Below are 16,407 nucleotides of genomic sequence, written 5' to 3' on the forward strand. Positions count from 1 at the left end.
GCCACGGTAGCACGAGCCGCCCGCGGGACCGCGCGGCTTTCGCGGCGACGGAGGGGAACGAGCGCCGGGGCGGGAAACCTGCTAGCCGAGTCGAATGCGGTCATGGTGGGCCAGCGGGGTGCTCGGCGCGGCGCTCGCCTCCGCGGGCGTGGCGGCAGCGGAGCCGCCGGCGCTCACGTGGGAGGCGACGACGCGCTCGCCCCAGCCCCCCAAGGCGGTCTCGCCGGAGATCGCCGCGCTCGCGGCGCGCTGCGGCAGCGCGGACACGGCGCTCGCCGCCGTCGCCCAGCGCAACGTCGAGCGGCAGCTCCAGGGCGGGGAGATCATGCCGCCCGACGAGCTTTCGTTCACGCTGCGCGCCGCCGGCGCGCCGCACGCCTGGCCGAGGGGATGGTCGATCTCCGGCCGAGGGCTCGGGCCGGCGGAGATCGGGGCGCGGATCGACGGGTGGCTCGCGGGGTGGACCTCCCTCGGGGTGCGGCGATGTGGGGTGGCCCAGGCAAAGAAGCCGGACGGGACGGTGATCGTGTCCGCGATCGGGGTGGACGCGCTCGCGGATCTGTCGCCGCTGCCGACGACCGCGCGGGTAGGGCAATGGGTGACCCTCGAAGGGACGATGCGGGTCCCGGCGACCGCGGCGAAGGTGGTGCTGCTGGGGCCGCGGGGCGCGCCCAAGACGGTGCTGAGCTCCCTTTCGGGCACGCGGCTCCGCTCGAGCTTCGCGGTCGACCAGCCGGGGAGCTGGCTCGTGCAGGTGCTGGCCACGGTGTCGACCGGGCCGAGGCCCGTGCTGGAGGCGATGATCTTCGCCGGGAGCGCTCCGCCGGGCCGGTTCGTCCGCGCGGCGGCGCCGGGTGAGGAGGCCGCGAAGGGGGCGCAGGGCGACGAGGACGCGATGCTGCGGATGATGAACGCCGCGCGGGCGTCGGAGCGCGTGCCCGCGCTCGCGCGCGACGCGGCGCTCGCCGCGCTGGCGCGGGCGCACTCCGAGGAGATGATCAAGGCGAAGATGGTGGGCCACGACGTGGGCTCGGGCGATCCGGCGGTGCGCCTCAGGGCGGCCGGGTACGAGGCGACGATCGCGGGGGAGAACGTGGCCAGCTCGGGCACGACCGAGGGAGCGCACCGCGCGATCTGGGCGAGCCCGTCGCACCGGGGCAACCTGCTCGACCGGCGCTACCGGAGGACCGGCGTGGCGGTCGTGCGCGACCCGACCGGCCGGGTCTGGGTGACGCAGCTGTTCGCAGGGTGACCGCGGGCGTCGCGGCGCTGCGCTGACGTACGCTGCTCCCGTACCCCGCGGGCGGACGCGCCTTGCGGCGGGCGGGCGGGCGCCAGCCGCGCGCCAGCCGCGCGCCGGCGGCTTCGCCGGGCGTGTTCCCTGCCTCGCCGGGCGGCCGCCGTGCCGCGCGTGTATCCTTGCGAGCGATGGCTGCACGCCCGCTTTACGTAGGTATCGACCTCGGCACCACGAACTCGACCGCGGCCGCCTTCGACGGCGAGAAGGTCACCCTCGTCAGGAACTCCCAGGGCGCGACGCTCACCCCGAGCGTGGTGCGGATCGACGCGCGCGGGACGATCACGGTCGGCGCGCGCGCGCGCCGGTTCCTCGAGAGCGATCCGCAGAACACCCGCGCGGAGTTCAAGCGGCTGATGGGGACGGCCCAGCCGATCGAGTTCGCGGCGGCGAAGGTCGCGAAGAAGCCCGAGGAGCTCGCCGCCGAGGTGCTGCGCTCCCTGCGCGCCGACGTCGCGGAGCACCTCGGGGTCCTGCCGGCCTCGGCGGTGATCTCCGTGCCCGCGCTCTTCGAGCTGCCCCAGAGCGCGGCGACGTCGGAGGCGGCGCGGCGCGCGGGGTTCGAGCGCGTCGAGCTGATCCAGGAGCCGGTGGCCTCGGCGCTGGCCGCCGGCTGGACGGTCGAGGAGTCGACGGGCAGCTGGCTCGTCTACGACCTCGGCGGCGGGACGTTCGACGTCTCCCTGCTCGAGACGCGCGACGGGCTGCTGCGCGTCGTCGGGCACGACGGCGACAACTTCCTCGGCGGGCGCGATTTCGACTGGGCGATCGTCGACTGGGCGCTCGCCGAGATCGCGCGCACCCAGGGCGTCACCGTGAGCCGGGCCGACCCGCGGCACGCCGCCGCGCTCCGCAAGCTCAAGCTCGCGGTCGAGGAGATCAAGATCGAGCTCACCCGCGCCGACGAGGCGGCGCTCGCGGTGCCCGCGGCGTTCGAGGTGGACGGCGCGCACGTCGACGTCGACCTTGTCCTGCAGAGGTCCACGCTCGACGCGCTCTGCGCGCCGATCATCGACCGCTCGGTCGAGGTCTGCCGCCGGCTGCTCGCGGCGCACGGGCTCGACGCGTCGCAGCTCGCGCGCGTCGTGCTCGTGGGCGGGCCGACGGTGATGCCGGCGCTGCGCGAGCGCGTCCGGGACGCGCTCGGCGCGCCCTTCGGCGAGGGGCTCGATCCGATGACGCTCGTCGCGCAGGGGGCCGCGATCTACGCGGCGACGGCGGCGCTCGACGCGCGGGCCTCCTCCTCGGGCGCGCGGGCCAAGGAGGAGGGGCGCCGGCTCTGGCTCCAGTACCCGGCCATGTCGAGCGATCTCACGCCCCACGTGGTCGGCCGCGTCATGGAGGGGCCAGGGGCCGCGCCCGAGCGGATCCGGCTCGCGCGGGAAGGCGACGGGTGGACGAGCGCCGAGGCGCCGCTCGACGCCGAGGGGGCGTTCGTTGTGACCGTCGACCTGCTGCCGCGCCGGCCGAACGTGTTCAACATCGAGGCGAGCGCGGCCGGCGGCGCGCGGGTGCCGGTGCACCCGCAGGCGATCACGATCGTCCAGGGGCTCACGATCGGCGATCCGCCGCTGTCGCGCACGATCGGGGTCGCGCTCGCGGACAACTCGGTGCGCGTCTACTTCGAGCGGGGCGCGCCGCTGCCGGCCCGGCGGACGTTCGTGCACCACAGCGTGGAGAGCGTCCCGAAGGGCTCCGGCGCGTGCGTGCTGAAGATCCCCGTCGTGCAGGGCGAGCTCGACGTCGCCCACCTCTGCCGCGTGGTCGGGACGCTCGAGATCGACGGGAGCGGGCTCACCGCGACCCTGCCCGCGGGCTCGGCGATCGAGCTGACGCTCGAGCTCGATCGGGGCGGGCACCTCTCGGCGCGCGCGCTGATCCCGTCGCAGGGGCTCGTGTTCGAGCGCGTCGCGCACCTCCTCGTCCCCGAGGCGGCGCCGGAGGTGCTCGACGCCTCGATCGCCGCCATGCGCGAGCGGCTCGCCGCGGTGCGCGAGGCCGCCCTGCGCAGGGACGCGCCGCACGCGCTCGGCAAGGTCACCTACGTGGAGTGCGCGCTCGCCGAGGTGGAGCGCGACGCCGCCGCGGCGCGCGGCGGCGACGCCGACGCGGGGCAGAAGGCGCGGCGCGCGCTGCTCGATCTCGACGTCCTGCTCGAGCAGGCCGAGGCCGACAAGCGCTGGCCGGAGCTCGACGCCGAGGCCCAGGCCGCCGTCGCGAGCGCGTCGACGTGGATCTCGCAGCTCGGATCGAGCACCGAGAAGGCGCTCCTCGAGGAGGCCGCGCAGGGCGTCGCGCGGGCGCGCGCCGAGAAGAACCAGGTCGAGCTGCAGCGGCAGCTGCGCCTGGTCCGCAACCTGAGCAGCGCGGCGTTCCAGCGCCACCCGAAGGCGTGGGTGTGGATGTTCGAGGACGCCGCCTCCGAGGCGCACCAGGCCTCGGATCTGGTCCGCGCGCAGCGGCTCGTGCGCGACGGGCGCGGCGCGGCGGAGCGCGGCGACACGGCGGCGCTCAGGACGATCACCGAGGAGCTCTGGCGCCTCTTGCCGGTCGACGCGCAGAAGCGCAGGCTCGGCCACGAGTCAGGGGTGCGGTGATGGACGACGCGCTCGGCCGCATCCGCGACAACCCGTTCTACGTGCTCGGCCTGCGCCCGAGCGCGAGCCGCGCGGAGATCGAGCGCGAGGGGCAGAAGCTGCTCGGGATGCTCGAGCTCAAGCTGGCGAGCGCCGCGACGTACCCGACGCCGGTCGGCCCCGGCGCGCGGACGGCCGACAAGGTGCGGCAGGCGATGGCGGCGCTGCGGGATCCGGAGCGCCGCCTGGGGCACGAGGTCTGGGCGCGGCTCGATCCGAGGCCGCCGCCGAAGGACGACCTCGACGACGACCTCGGCGAGCTGCCGCCGCCGGAGCCGCCCGGGGAGGATCCGCGCGCGCCGTGGCCCGAGGCGCTGTCCGCGCTCGGCTGGAGGGTGCGATGAGCTGGGGCGGCCTCCTGGTGCTCGCGATCCTGGTGCGGGTGATCAGCGAGGCGACCGCGCGGAAGGCCTCGCCCGGGGCGGCGCCGCGCCCCCAGATGCTCGGCGTGGGCCTCTGGAACGTCGTCGTGCTGTTCGTCTTCGTGCCGATCGCGATCCTCCTCGCGCTCGCGCTCGCCGGGGGTCAGCTCTGGTGCGCGGTGCCGCTCGCGCCGCTCGCGCTGCTCATGGCGCCCTGGTCCTTCGCTCGCCACGCGCTCATCCCGCTCGGGCTGCCGCGCGCCGCGTACTTCGTCGCGTGGCTGTCGGACGGGGCCTTTCGCGCCGACCGGCGCGGCGGCGCGGCGCTCGCGGCCGCGTGGGCGCTCTGCCGCGCGCGGAAGCCGGACGCCGCGGTGGAGGCCTGGGTCAGCGAGCAGATCGAGCGCGTCGGCGAGGGGCCCGCGCCCTCCTCGGCGAGCGCCGCTCCGCTCCGCGGCGCGGGGATCGCCGCCGGCGCGATGCTCGCGGCGCACCGCGGCGACGTGGAGGGCGCGCGGGCGCTCTTCGACAGCGTCGCCGGCCTGGACGAGCGCGCCTGCCCCGACGAGGCCCGCCGCATCGCCGCGGGCTGGCTCGCAGCCGAGGCGGCCTCCCGCGGCGACTGGGGGGCCGTGAGCGGATACGCGTGTGTGAGCGGCGGCCGGGCGATGTGGTTGCTCGGCGCCGTCGCGGCGCGGCTGGTCGGCGAGGCGCCCGCGCCGGGGGCGCTCGGGCTCTGGCTGCGCTGGTTCATCGCGCCCCGCCGCCGCGCCACGCTCCCGCTCGTGCGCCGGGCCCTGGAATCGGGCGCGGGCGCGCCGCGCCCGGAGCCGGAGGCGCCCGAGCCCTGCGCCGCGAAGGTCGCCGAGGGCGATCTGTGGAGCCGGGCGGTGCTGCTCCACGCCGCGCTGCTGCTCCGGCCCCGGGGCCAGGTCTCGGGCGACGACCTCAGGCGGCTCGGCGGCGCGTGGGACGCGGCGCTCGACGACGAGCGCGCGCAGGCCGAGCTCCGCGAGCGGGCGGCGTCGCTCGGCGCCTCGGGGGCGCAGGCGGCGCTCGGCCCGCTGGCGCGCGCGGTCGAGGAGGACCTCGCGGCGACGCTGCGCGCGGCGCGCGTGCCGCGCGCGGCGTGGGACGATCTCGGCGCGACCATCGGCCGCACGCGCCGGCGCCTCCGCGACGAGCTCCTGTCCGAGGTGGAGATCGCGTGCGACGCCCTGCGCCGCCGCGTCGACGAGCGGCGCGAGCTGCCGGCGCTCTCGGAGTGGCGCGAGTGGACGTCGCTGCGCGCGCAGTACGAGGCCGCGGCGGTGCTCGTCGGCGTGGAGTTCCGTCGCCTCGCCTTCCCCAAGCTGCACGCCGACGTGTGCCACGCGGCCGTCTGGCTGTTCAACACGCGCAAGGAGCGGGTGATCGCGAACGCGATGTTCCGGTGGCTCCTCGCCGAGGCCGAGGCGCTCGGCGACTCGCGCCTCACGGCGCTCCAGCGCGGCAACGTCGAGTGCGGGGTCTGACGCGGGGCGGAGAGCCGGATCTAGAGCGGCGCTCAGCCGGCCCTGATACACACGTCGCCGAGCGGCGGTCACCCGCACAGGAGACGGGCCCAGATCGGCGTTTTCGGCGCGGAAGCGCACTCCAGTGCGCTGAGCACCGAAAACGTCGAGATGGGCCCGTATCCGACGCGGGTGACCGCCGCTCTAAGCGCCGCTCCGGTCGCCCGCGGGCCCGTCCGCGCCCGGCCGCCTGAGCGTCACCAGGAGCTCTTCCTGGAGCGGCTCCGGCTGGATCGTGCAGTGGGTGAGCGCGTGCTTCTCGCGCAGCCGCCGGGCCACCGCGGCGGCCACGTTCGTGCCGTGGTGCCCCTTGGCGAGGACGACGTGCACGGTGAGCACGTTGAAGCCGTCGGAGATCGACCAGACGTGCAGATCGTGGAGGTCGACGACGCCGGGCACGCTCCGGATGGTGTCCTCGACGTGGGCGAGATCGATCTCGATCGGGCTGCCCTCCATGAGCACGCGGGACGTGTCGCGCACGAGCCGCCAGCCGCCCCAGAGCACGAGGGCGCCGATGGCCGCGCTGATCACCGGATCGGCGCGCGTCCAGCCGAAGGCGAGGATGAGCACACCCGCCGTGATGGCCCCGACCGAGCCGAGCGCGTCCGACAGCACGTGGGCCAGCGCGGCCCGCGTGTTGATGTTGTGCCCGTGCTCGCCGGTCGAGAGCAGCAGCGCCGCGACCACGTTCACGAGCAGCCCCAGCGCCGCGGTGATCGCCAGCGCCTCGGCGTGCACCGCCTGGGGCGCGCGCCAGCGGTGGGCCGCCTCGATGAAGATCCAGATCGCCGTCAGCGCCAGCGCGACGCCGTTGGCGAAGGCCGCGAGCACCTCCGCGCGCCGGAAGCCGTACGTCCGCTCGCGCGTCCGCGCCTGCGCCGCGATGCGCTGGGCGATGATGGCCAGGCCGAGCGCCGCGGCGTCCGCGAGCATGTGGCCCGCGTCGGCCAGCAGGGCGAGGCTCTTCGACCACCACCCGACCGCCGCCTCGACGACCAGGAACGACGTCGTGAGCGCGAACGCCGCGATCAGCCGGCGGAGCGGGGCGCGCCGGAGATCGTGGCTGTGGTCGTGGTGCTGCGGGTCGCCGTGGTCGTGGTCATGGCCGTGATCGTGGTCGTGACCCGGGGCGTGGTGATGCCCGTGATCGTGCCCCTCGCCGCGCCGAGCGCCGCGCCCGTGCCGGTGCTCGTCCGAGGCGCTCCCGTGATCGTCGCGCACCCCCATCGCCGCGCCGGAGCGGCTCACACCCGCTCGAGGATGGTCGCCACGCCCATCCCTCCGCCGATGCACAGCGTGATCAGCGCGGTCGCCTTGCCGGCGCGCTCGAGCTCGTCGAGCGCCGTCCCGATCAGGCAGGCCCCGGTCGCGCCGAGCGGGTGCCCGAGCGCGATGGCGCCGCCGTTCACGTTGACGCGGTCGAGGTCGATGTCGAGCTTGCGCGCCGTCTGCAGCGGCACCGCCGCGAACGCCTCGTTGATCTCCCAGAGATCGACGTCGCGCGCCAGCATGCCCGCCTTCTTGAGGGCGCGCTCCGACGCGGGCCCAGGGGCCGTCAGCATGATCACCGGCTCGGCGCCGGCCGTCGCCGTGGCGCGGATCCTCGCGCGCGGGGCGAGCCCGTGCGCCTTCACGTAGTCGCCGGACGCGAGCAGCACGACGGCCGCCCCGTCCACGATGCCGCTCGAGTTGCCCGCCGTGTGGACGTGCCGGATCGACGCCACCTGCGGATAGCGCGCGAGCGCCAGCGCATCCACGGTCTCGCCGGCGGGGCCCATCGGCGTCGACCCGAGGGTGGCGAACGCCGGCTCGAGCTTCGCGAGGGCCTCCATCGTCGCCCCGGCGCGCGGGTGCTCGTCCCTGTCGAGCAGCGGCTTGCCGTCGAGATCGACGACCGTGAAGAGGCTCTTCGCGAAGCGCCCCTCGCCCGCGGCCCGCTCGGCCTTGCGCTGGCTCTCCAGGGCGAAGCGGTCGACGTCCTCGCGCGAGAAGCCCTCGATCGTGGCGATGAGGTCGGCCGAGATGCCCTGCGGGACCATCGCGAGCTTCTTGCGGAGGGCGAGGTTGTTCCCGTCGAGGGGCGCGCCGTCCGAGCCCATCGGCACGCGCGACATGCTCTCGACGCCGCCGCCGACGGCGACCTCCTGCTGGCCGGACATGACCCCCATCGCCGCGAAGTTCACCGCCTGCGCGCCCGAGCCGCAGAAGCGGTTGACGGTCACGCCGGTCACGATGTCCGGCCAGCCGGCCGCGAGGATGGCGGTGCGCGCGATGCACGCGCCCTGCTCGCCCGCCTGGGTCACGCACCCGACGACCACATCCTCGACGTCCTGCTTGCGGATCCCGGTCTTCTCGGCGAGACGATTGAGCGTTTGCGCGAGGAGCTCTTGAGGGTGCACGCCCGAGAGCGCTCCCTTGCCCGCCTTGCCGCGCCCGCGCGGCGTGCGAACGGCATCCACGATGAAGACGTCTCGCATGACAGGCCTCCGAGCCCGGTGTCCGGCCCGTGCTTAGCACAGCGCCCGTTCCCGGGGCAGCCTGGTCGCGCCGGGTCTCGGTGGACCTGAGCCGGCGCGGATCGGCTATGCTCGCCGCCGATGACGGACCGGTCGCAGCGCATGGTGTGGGTCGATCTCGAGATGACGGGGCTCGACGAGAGCTCGTGTGCGATCGTGGAAATCGCGACCATCGTCACGGAGCCCGACCTGACCGTTGTCGCCGAGGGGCCGTGCCTCGTCATCCATCAGCCGGAGAGCGTCCTCGCGGGAATGAGCGACTTCGTCCGCGATCTCCACGAGCGCTCGGGGCTCCTCGAGCGCATCCGCGCGTCCACGCTCTCGGTCGGCGACGCGGAGTCCGAGACGCGCGCGTTCCTCGAGGCGCACTGCGACAAGGGGACGGCCGTGCTGTGCGGCAACTCCGTGTGGAAGGACCGCGCCTTCCTGCAGCGCTACATGCCGGAGCTCCTCTCCTTCCTGCACTACCGCATCGTGGACGTCTCGACGCTCAAGGAGCTCGTGCGCCGCTGGTATCCGCTGCGCGCCGCGCCCAAGAAGCGCGAGATCCACCGCGCGCTCGACGACATCCGCGAGTCGATCGAGGAGCTCAGGTGGTACCGGGCCAACGTGTTCCAGCCGCCCCCGGGGAACGAGCTCCGCTGAGCGATCGCGATGAGCCGAGGGGAGCCTGAGGGCCGGCCGCGCCCTAGGGCTTGCGGTTCAGCATCCTCGCTCGCCGGCATCCCCAACCTCGGTCGGCGCCCCGCCCTCAACCTCGGTCGGTTCACCCCGCCCTCAACCTCGGTCGGTTCACCCCGCCCTCAACCTCGGTCGGCGCCCCGCCCCGCCCTCAACCTCGGTCGGTTCACCCGCCGCCTGCCCTCCAAAATCCGGCCGGAAAGGCGGCTCTGCTGGCAATCGAAGAAAAATTGTCCTCGAAGAGAGAAAATTCGATCGATCGAGGCAATGCTTTGAGTAGGCTAGCCATGCGTCCAGGCCTCCGGCACGAGGTCTGCGGCGTAGACACCCCGGCGGCCCCAATCCGCCGGGGTGTCGTTTGCTACCGGGCTTACGCGATTGCCTCAGAACAGCTGGTCGCCGTACCACGGTTGCCCGGGGCTACCCTTGGCTTCCACGGCGGGAGTCGCGACCAGCGGGGCGGGCTCAGCACGGCGCGTCACCCCGGATTTCGTCGCCGGCACCTCCACGGCAGAACCCGCCGCCTCGGAGGCGCCGGGGTCGCACTGTACCGGTGAGGCTGTCGGCTCATTGTGATGTGGATCACTCATGTGAACCGGCGGCCCGGCGGGTGACGGCGGTATCCCACGTCGGGCGATGTACGAGCTCAACGGAACCGCAACGGCGGCGCTCGTCAGCGCGACGAGCAGCAGCGCTCCGCCGGCCAGCAGGACGTTGCTGCGCGAGCGCGGCGCGGCGATCTCGACGACGGGGTGCCGCATGGCCTCCGGAGGGAGGGTCCCGGTGGGCAGCGTGTTGCGGGACGCCGGAGCGGGCACGCTCCGCTCCGTATCCGGCGCCGGCTCCTGCAGCGACGGGGCGGCCACTGCTTGCGGGCGCGGCCCCGGCGGCGGCGGAGCGCCCCCCGCGAGCGGCGCCGCGCCCACGAGCAGCGGCCGCACGGCGGCCATGAGCTCGTGGACCGTCTGGAATCGCGCGTCAGGGTCCTTCGCGAGCGCCCGGGTCAGCGCCTCGTTCACCTGGGCCGACACCCCCTCGAGCGGCGGCGGCACCTCGTCGAGCGCGCACACATCCAGATCGTCGCGGCCGTCGAACGGGCGCTGACCCCCGAGGAGGCAATACAGCAGCATCCCGAGCCCGTAGACGTCGGTTCGTTCATCGATCGCGCGAGAATCGAAGAGCTCCGGCGCCCGGTACCGCGCCGCATCCGCCATGGCGTCCTCGGGCGCCCCGAACAGCGTGTGCAGCCCGAACGCCCTCAGGACAGCGGCGCCCTGACCGGTGATCACCACCGTGTGCGGGCCGAGATCCCCGTGCGAGAGCCCCAGCGCGTGCGCGGCGCCGAGCGTCCGCGCGACGTCGACGACGAGCTCGTACGCGACGGAGCGAAGCCGGGGCAGCAGATCTTCCACCGAGGGATCGTCGCTCTGCCGGGCAGCGATCCACCCCGCGTCTCCCTCCATCCCGCCCGCGATCACAGGCACGATGCCGTGCACCCGCGCAGACAGCGAGAGGAGCCTCTCCAGCGCGCCGCGGAACGCATCGGCGTCGATGCCCATGCCCTCCTGGACATAGAGCGTCACCTCGCGGCCATCCGCGTCGAGCGCGCGATACGCCTCCGCCGGAGCGGGAGAGTCGAGGCTCGCGACGATGGTGTACCCCGCGAACTCCTGCCCGAGGATCACCATGGCCCCTCCGCCTCGATCCGCGCGACGGGCACGGAGGATTCAGGCCTCGCGCGCTGGAAGGAGAGGAGCGCGCGGCGCGCGTTCTTCAATGCTGGCTGCGGTGTTGGATCAGCCCAAAAGATTCTGCTCACTGCGTCGGACCTCCGGCACGAGGTTCGAGTCCATGAAACCCCCGGACACGGCGCGGGGAATATCGGTTGGCGGGGACAGTAACAGAGGTCTCAGGCGCGCGGAAGCCGTCGCCAGCGCGGACCGGCGCCGCGGAGCGCGCGAGGCGGGTCTATCACTTTCCGGAACGACGGCTCGACGGCGGAGTAATACGCCCTGAAAACGCGCGCTCCGGGCGGGGCGACTTGGGCGGAGCCGCCGGGCGCGCGCGCTCCGGATCTTCGCTGGCGAGGGCGAGCATTGCTTGCTTTCTCGGTGAGTCGTCAGGCTCCATGAGCAGAAAGAGGATCGCGCTCTGGAGCGTCTCCTCGGCCTGGTCAAAGCGCTCTGCCACGATGGATCCGACAGGGCTGCGCCCGTCGCCGGGGAGCAGGAGGCGCGGCTCGCACTGGAGCCCCTGGGCGATCAGGCCGAGGGCGCCGAGCCCGAGATCCCGCTCGCCGCGCTCGACCTGCCGCAGGTACGTGGCCGAGAGCTGCGCACGCTCCGCGAACTCCTGCATGCTGAGCCCACGGAGCAACCGGAGGATGTGGACCGCCTGGCCGACCTCCTTGGGGAGCGTGTCGCGCATGAGCGCGAGCCTAGCAGGCAGAGCTCGCCTGAGCCCCCGGGAAGGCAGGCCGCCCCGCGTTCGGTGCGCCCGCTCGCCGGCGCACCGAACGCGCCGCGCCGGCGCTACAGGTACCCTTCGGCCTGCAGCGCGAACATGCGGGCATAGCGCTGGCCACGGGCGACGAGCTCGTCGTGGGTGCCCTCCTCGACGATGCGCCCGCCGTCGAGCACGACGATGCGGTCGGCCATGCGGACGGTCGGGAAGCGGTGAGAGATGACGATGGTCGTCCGACCCTTGGACAGGGACCGGAACCGCTGGAAGACCGCGTGCTCGGCCTCGGCGTCGAGCGCCGCGGTCGGCTCGTCGAGCACGAGGATGTCCGCCTGCTCGCGCATGAAGGCGCGCGCGAGCGCCACCTTCTGCCACTGCCCGCCGCTCAGCTCGACGCCGCCCTTGAACCAGCGCCCGAGCTGCGCGTCGAGGCCCCCGGGCACGACCGTCACGACCTCGTCGGCGCCGCCCTCGGCGACCGCGCGCGCGACGCGCGGCTCGTCCGCGAGGTGCTCGACGCTGCCCAGAGCGACGTTCTCGCGCAGCGTGAGCTGGTATTGGTTGAAGTCCTGAAAGACGACACCGATCCTCCGGCGGAGCGCGTCGGGCTCCCAGGCGCGGAGATCCTTGCCGTCGAGCAGGATTCGCCCCTCGGTGGGCTCGTACAGCCGCGCGAGCAGCTTGATGAACGTTGTCTTTCCGGCGCCGTTGTGCCCGACGAGCGCCAGGCTCTGGCCGCTCGGGATGTGGAGATCGATCCCCCGGAGCGCCCAGCGCGACTGGCCTGGATACCGGTAGCCGACCCCCTCGAACCGCACGCCCCGGTCGCGCGCGCCGCCTTCCGACAGGGGCGCAGGCGCGTCTGCGCGGTCGGCCTGCGGCGCGGGCGGCTCGCCGGTCGGGATGGCCAAATACTGAAAGAGATTCGACATGTAGAGGTTGTGCTCGTACATGCCGCCGACGCCGGCGAGCACGGCCTGGAACGCCTGCTGGCCTTGCCGGAAGGCGGCGACGTAAAGGACCATCTCGCCGAGCGAGAGGCGCCCCGCCGCGGCGCCGGCCGCCATGGCGCCATAGCAGCCGTAGAACGCGGCGGTGCCGAGGAGCGACAGGCCATAGGCCCACCCGGCGCGGCGGACCGCGAGCGCGCTGTCCTCGCGGTAGAACGACGCCGCGAGCGCCTTGTACCGCTCGAGGAACGTCGGCCCGAGCCCGAAGAGCTTCACCTCCTTGGCGTGGCCGTCGTTGGCGAGCACGTACTCCAGGTAATTGAGCCGGCGGGCCTCGGGAGAGCGCCAGTTCCGGAGGCGGAACGCCGCGCCGGAGAAGCGCGCCTCGGCGACCGTGGCGGGGACGGCCGCGAGCACGAGCGCGAGCACCGCGAGGGCGCTGAACCCGACGAGCAGCGCGGCGTACCCCGCGAGCGTGATCAGGTTCTGCACGAGGGAGAAGCTCTCGGTCACGACGGCGGCGGGTCGAGACGACGCCTCGCGGCGCGCGCGGGTGAGCTGGTCGTAGAACTCCGAGTCTTCGAAATGGACCAGCGAGAGCGAGAGCGCCTTCTCGAGGATCATCCCGTGGATGTCGATCGAGAGCCGCGCGCCGAGCAGCTGCCGCGTCAGCGAGAGCCCGCGCTGCACGAGCGCGAGCGCGGCCACGAGGCCGAGCTCGACCGAGACCCACACGAGCGCCGCGCGCTCATCGCGGGCGACCACCGCGTCGGTGATCGCCTTTCCCACGTAGGCCACCCCGAGCGGCAGCACCGCCGCGGCGAGCGTGAGCGCGCCGAGGGCGGCGCTCGCCGCCTTCGACGAGCGCCAGACGAGCTGGAGCGTCCGTGGTGTGTAGGCAAAGCTGTCCCGCAGGCGGGAGAGGCCGAGCATGGACGGCGGATTCTAGCCACGCCGCGGCGCTCCGCCCGCGAAGACCGGCGAGGGCGCGAGGGCTGAGGGACGCGAGCGCGACGACCCCGGGCGGCCGTGGTCGCGGGCGCGCGGCGGGCGGGCGGATACGGTGGCGGACGCGCGCCCGGCGCGGTATCCCGGGCCTCCGAAAGAAAAGGAGGCTCTTCATGTCGAGCATGTCCACGTTGACCATGGGCTACGGAGCGCTGCTCACAGCGCTCGGCGTCGGCGGATTCGCGGCGACGAGCGCGCGGACGGCGCTCATCCCGGCCGGCTTCGGGGTCGTCGCGTTCGGGCTCGGCCTGCTCGCGCGGCAGGAGAGGTACCGCATGCACGCCATGCACGCGTCGGCCATGGTGGGCGTCCTCGGCTTCCTCGGCTCCGCCCGCGGCCTGACCCAGCTGCCGACGCTGCTCTCCGGCGGCGACGTGGCGCGCCCCCCGGCCGTCATCGCCCAGTCCGTGATGGCCGTCCTCTCGGCGGGTTACGTCGCCCTCTGCGTGCGATCCTTCATCACGGCGCGCCGCGCCGCCGCCCGCACCTGAGCGCGACGCGCGCCGCCATCGCGTGAGGAGCGCGCCGCCCCGCCACGCGACGCGCGCCGCCCCGTCAAGGAGCCCAGGCGCGCCTTCACAGTCCCCTCTTCCCATCGCCGTCCGGCCGGCGTGCTCGGTGCGGTCCTGTCGGGCGCGAGAGCCATCGAACGGCGCGCTCCTGCCGATCCGTAGAGAACGGCCGCTGCGGCCCCTCTCGCGTGGCGCGTGGTGGATGAGCCCTCCCCTCTCCTCACCCGCCTTACTCTGCACGTCCCATCTCTGCGTGTCCGATTTCCGCGCGTCGGATCAGGGCGCTCGCACGTCGAGGACCTCTTTATGTCGATTATTTGGCAATCCGGACCGCCAGTCCGGAATGCTATAAATCCGCGCGCAAAAAGCCAGATCGGTGCCCTCGATGCCCGTGCATGATGTACTGTCATCGTCACCAGACCATCAACTACGAGAAGAGCGAGCACCATGCTTCGACGCGTCATTGCATTGGGGCTGACGGCGCCTTTTTTCCTTTCCTGCGAGGGGAGTGGTGGTGTCATCCAGATCTGGAATTGCGAGGAGTGCCTCAAGGGCTGGACCTGCACGGCGGACGCCTGCATCCCCCCGCACTGCAGCAATGACGTCACGGATGAGGACGAAGGAGAGACCGACCGCGACTGCGGCGGCTCGTGCAAGCCTTGCGGCCTCGGCGCCTCCTGCGAGACGGGCATCGACTGCAGGGAGGGCGTGTGTCGCCTGGGGGTTTGCCAGGCTCCGACCTGCGTCGACGGCGTGGCGAACGGCTTCGAGACCGGCGTCGACTGCGGCACGCGCTCGTGCCCGCTCTGCCCCGCGGGCGAGGCGTGCCTCACCGGCGAGAACTGCGGGTCCGGCGTGTGCAGGGAGCGTGTCTGCCAGCCGCCCTCGTGCGACGATGGGGTCCTGAATGGAAGCGAGCTCGCCGTGGATTGCGGCGGGGACTGCCGGACGTGCCGGTAGCCCGGAGCGCCCAGCGACGTGACCAGGCCTCGCGACCCCACCCCGACGAGGCGACGGCGCGTGGGAAGAGCGCCCCTCGCCTCAGAGGAACTGGACCACGGGCACCGTCTCCAGGCTGACCGTGCCGCCGGTCGCGATCCAGCGGAAGCCATCGATGAGCGCGGTCGAGTCGAAGCGGTCGTCGCCGGTGTCGAACAGGATGAACCGGAGCGAGATCTCCTCGCCGCCATGCACCGGCGCGCGCGTCTTGAGCCACCGGGTGCCGCCGTCGCGGCGCGGGCTGAACCCCGTCCCCACGAGCTCACTCGAGCCGAGCGGACATCCGTCGCAGACATCGAAGAACGCGATATTGACGCTGACCGGCCTTCCCTCCCCGTCGAACGAGAGATTGCCGTTGTACGACCCGGGAGGCGCGGGCGTCGCCAGCGCGACGAATTGATCGTTGAAGTCCTCGCAGACCCACTCCGGGTATTCGAACGTATAGAACTTGAAGAGGAACTCGTAGCCGGTCGCGTTCGTCGGCGCGCGGAGGACGACCTCCAGGCCGACGTCGTCGTTGATGAAGCTGGACGGAGGACAGGAAGGGTTGTCCTGAGGGAACCCGGGCGGCGCGGAGCCGGGACCATAACTCGCGCAGCTCCCGGACCAGCACGCGTCGGGGTGGCCAGGCAGGCGTGCGCTCCCCGTCGAGAGCGCGAGCAGGCGCGCGCCGCCCTGCACGTGCACGTTGGGGCCGAATCCATCGAAGAGGCCAACCGCGGGCGACCGCTCTGCAGGCGAGCCGTCCCCGCGGACATACCTCGCGGAGAGCACACCCCACCGCCTGTCCTCGCGGGACGCCACGGCGCAAAGGTCGATCGCCCTGGCCCCGTTCGCCGGATCGAAGTCCTCCAGCGAGAGGCCCTCGTCGCACGGCGGCGGCACGTCGTCGATCACCCCGTTGCAATCCTCGTCCGCCGGCGCGGGGATCTGGCCGCTCGCGTCAGGCTCGGTGACCTCGACCTCGATCGCGCCTGGATTCACATTTCCATCAACATCGTTGCAGTCGCCCTCCGCGGGCGTGAACCCGTCCCCGTCGCCGTCCACGTTGGGATCGGTGATGGGGATTGCGTCACCGGGGTCGAGCCCTGGCTCACCCGGCTCATCGAGCCCGCCGGGGCCGTCCTCGCCGAGGGTCCCCGAGGGCTCCTCGCGCCCGTCTCCCCCACCCCCCGGCGCGGACGCGCCGCCCACCGCGGAGCACCCGAATGCGACGGCGAGCACCGCGATCACGGCCATGCCGGCGCAGGGGAGAGCCAACCGTTGTTCGATCATGCTGCACTTTGCCAGAGAGAACGGACCGACGTCGCGCGCAACCTCGAGCGGGCGAGCGCAACCTCGGTTCGAATGCGCGGGCAGGCACGCGCAGCTCAGGCAGATGCGCATCCTCGGGCGGACGCGCGATCGCCGAGCGCAGGCAGGGTCGGGCGCCG

Annotated in this window: 13 protein-coding genes; 7 read left to right on the forward strand and 6 right to left on the reverse strand. The window is 73.4% G+C overall.

Features of this window, described 5'->3' with window-relative positions; all coding sequences use genetic code 11:
- The first annotated feature begins 94 nt into the window (after positions 1 to 94).
- The 4 genes from WMF45_RS42250 to WMF45_RS42265 all read left to right on the forward strand — a co-directional run bounded on the left by WMF45_RS42250 (position 95) and on the right by WMF45_RS42265 (position 5,809).
- The gene (locus WMF45_RS42250) at positions 95 to 1,252 is read left to right on the forward strand and encodes a CAP domain-containing protein (RefSeq protein ID WP_437712042.1); all 1,158 of its coding nucleotides are present in this window, start codon (positions 95 to 97) and stop codon (positions 1,250 to 1,252) included.
- A 176-nt stretch (positions 1,253 to 1,428) separates the two neighbouring features.
- Positions 1,429 to 3,894, forward strand: a complete 2,466-nt coding sequence (locus WMF45_RS42255; RefSeq protein ID WP_437712044.1) for an Hsp70 family protein — start codon at positions 1,429 to 1,431, stop codon at positions 3,892 to 3,894.
- Positions 3,894 to 4,277, forward strand: a complete 384-nt coding sequence (locus tag WMF45_RS42260; RefSeq protein WP_437712046.1) for a hypothetical protein — start codon at positions 3,894 to 3,896, stop codon at positions 4,275 to 4,277. Before WMF45_RS42255 ends, WMF45_RS42260 begins: the two co-directional genes overlap by 1 nt.
- On the forward strand, positions 4,274 to 5,809 hold the full coding sequence (locus WMF45_RS42265) for a hypothetical protein (protein ID WP_437712048.1): 1,536 nt from the start codon (positions 4,274 to 4,276) through the stop codon (positions 5,807 to 5,809). Before WMF45_RS42260 ends, WMF45_RS42265 begins: the two co-directional genes overlap by 4 nt.
- 183 nt (positions 5,810 to 5,992) lie before the next feature.
- Here the strand turns inward: WMF45_RS42265 and WMF45_RS42270 are convergent, their stop codons facing one another.
- Both WMF45_RS42270 and WMF45_RS42275 read right to left on the reverse strand, forming a co-directional pair.
- Positions 5,993 to 7,096: a cation diffusion facilitator family transporter gene (locus WMF45_RS42270; protein WP_437712050.1), complete on the reverse strand. Its 1,104-nt coding sequence runs from the start codon at positions 7,094 to 7,096 to the stop codon at positions 5,993 to 5,995.
- Positions 7,093 to 8,325, reverse strand: a complete 1,233-nt coding sequence (locus WMF45_RS42275) for an acetyl-CoA C-acetyltransferase (RefSeq protein WP_437712052.1) — start codon at positions 8,323 to 8,325, stop codon at positions 7,093 to 7,095. The genes WMF45_RS42270 and WMF45_RS42275 overlap by 4 nt, the downstream gene beginning before the upstream one ends.
- Positions 8,326 to 8,445: 120 nt before the next feature.
- Between WMF45_RS42275 and orn the strand changes: the two genes are divergently transcribed.
- Positions 8,446 to 9,009, forward strand: coding sequence for an oligoribonuclease (gene orn / locus WMF45_RS42280; protein ID WP_437712054.1), 564 nt, complete (start codon positions 8,446 to 8,448; stop codon positions 9,007 to 9,009).
- Between the two features lie 419 nt (positions 9,010 to 9,428).
- Here the strand turns inward: orn and WMF45_RS42285 are convergent, their stop codons facing one another.
- From WMF45_RS42285 to WMF45_RS42295, 3 genes are all read right to left on the reverse strand, one after another.
- Positions 9,429 to 10,733, reverse strand: a complete 1,305-nt coding sequence (locus tag WMF45_RS42285; protein WP_437712056.1) for a serine/threonine protein kinase — start codon at positions 10,731 to 10,733, stop codon at positions 9,429 to 9,431.
- A gap of 283 nt (positions 10,734 to 11,016) precedes the next feature.
- Entirely contained in the window at positions 11,017 to 11,472 is a 456-nt protein-coding gene (locus WMF45_RS42290) for a helix-turn-helix domain-containing protein (protein ID WP_437545959.1), read from the reverse strand.
- Between the two features lie 104 nt (positions 11,473 to 11,576).
- Positions 11,577 to 13,388 carry an ABC transporter ATP-binding protein gene (locus WMF45_RS42295; RefSeq protein ID WP_437712058.1) on the reverse strand — a complete coding sequence of 604 codons (1,812 nt, stop codon included), beginning with the start codon at positions 13,386 to 13,388 and terminating at the stop codon, positions 11,577 to 11,579.
- 188 nt (positions 13,389 to 13,576) lie between these two features.
- On the opposite strand from WMF45_RS42295, the gene WMF45_RS42300 reads away from it, so the two are divergent.
- Positions 13,577 to 13,954, forward strand: coding sequence for a hypothetical protein (locus WMF45_RS42300; RefSeq protein ID WP_437712060.1), 378 nt, complete (start codon positions 13,577 to 13,579; stop codon positions 13,952 to 13,954).
- 468 nt (positions 13,955 to 14,422) lie between these two features.
- Positions 14,423 to 14,935 carry a hypothetical protein gene (locus WMF45_RS42305; protein ID WP_437712062.1) on the forward strand — a complete coding sequence of 171 codons (513 nt, stop codon included), beginning with the start codon at positions 14,423 to 14,425 and terminating at the stop codon, positions 14,933 to 14,935.
- Positions 14,936 to 15,016: 81 nt separating this feature from the next.
- On the opposite strand, the gene WMF45_RS42310 is transcribed toward WMF45_RS42305, so the two are convergent.
- On the reverse strand, positions 15,017 to 16,249 hold the full coding sequence (locus WMF45_RS42310; protein ID WP_437712064.1) for a choice-of-anchor L domain-containing protein: 1,233 nt from the start codon (positions 16,247 to 16,249) through the stop codon (positions 15,017 to 15,019).
- Positions 16,250 to 16,407 lie beyond the last annotated feature (158 nt).

It is taken from the genome of Sorangium sp. So ce448 (genome assembly GCF_051520915.1).
GTDB lineage: Bacteria > Myxococcota_A > Polyangia > Polyangiales > Polyangiaceae > Sorangium > Sorangium cellulosum_B.

Bases quoted from the DNA above. Each gene is read 5' to 3' on its own strand.
- WMF45_RS42265 (WP_437712048.1), top strand. From the start codon at position 4,274: ATGAGCTGGGGCGGCCTCCTGGTGCTCGCGATCCTGGTGCGGGTGATC.
- orn (WP_437712054.1), top strand. From the start codon at position 8,446: ATGACGGACCGGTCGCAGCGCATGGTGTGGGTCGATCTCGAGATGACG.
- WMF45_RS42305 (WP_437712062.1), top strand. From the start codon at position 14,423: ATGCTTCGACGCGTCATTGCATTGGGGCTGACGGCGCCTTTTTTCCTT.
- WMF45_RS42295 (WP_437712058.1), bottom strand. From the start codon at position 13,388: ATGCTCGGCCTCTCCCGCCTGCGGGACAGCTTTGCCTACACACCACGG.
- WMF45_RS42310 (WP_437712064.1), bottom strand. From the start codon at position 16,249: ATGATCGAACAACGGTTGGCTCTCCCCTGCGCCGGCATGGCCGTGATC.
- WMF45_RS42255 (WP_437712044.1), top strand. From the start codon at position 1,429: ATGGCTGCACGCCCGCTTTACGTAGGTATCGACCTCGGCACCACGAAC.
- WMF45_RS42290 (WP_437545959.1), bottom strand. From the start codon at position 11,472: ATGCGCGACACGCTCCCCAAGGAGGTCGGCCAGGCGGTCCACATCCTC.
- WMF45_RS42250 (WP_437712042.1), top strand. From the start codon at position 95: ATGCGGTCATGGTGGGCCAGCGGGGTGCTCGGCGCGGCGCTCGCCTCC.
- WMF45_RS42300 (WP_437712060.1), top strand. From the start codon at position 13,577: ATGTCGAGCATGTCCACGTTGACCATGGGCTACGGAGCGCTGCTCACA.
- WMF45_RS42260 (WP_437712046.1), top strand. From the start codon at position 3,894: ATGGACGACGCGCTCGGCCGCATCCGCGACAACCCGTTCTACGTGCTC.
- WMF45_RS42285 (WP_437712056.1), bottom strand. From the start codon at position 10,733: ATGGTGATCCTCGGGCAGGAGTTCGCGGGGTACACCATCGTCGCGAGC.
- WMF45_RS42275 (WP_437712052.1), bottom strand. From the start codon at position 8,325: ATGCGAGACGTCTTCATCGTGGATGCCGTTCGCACGCCGCGCGGGCGC.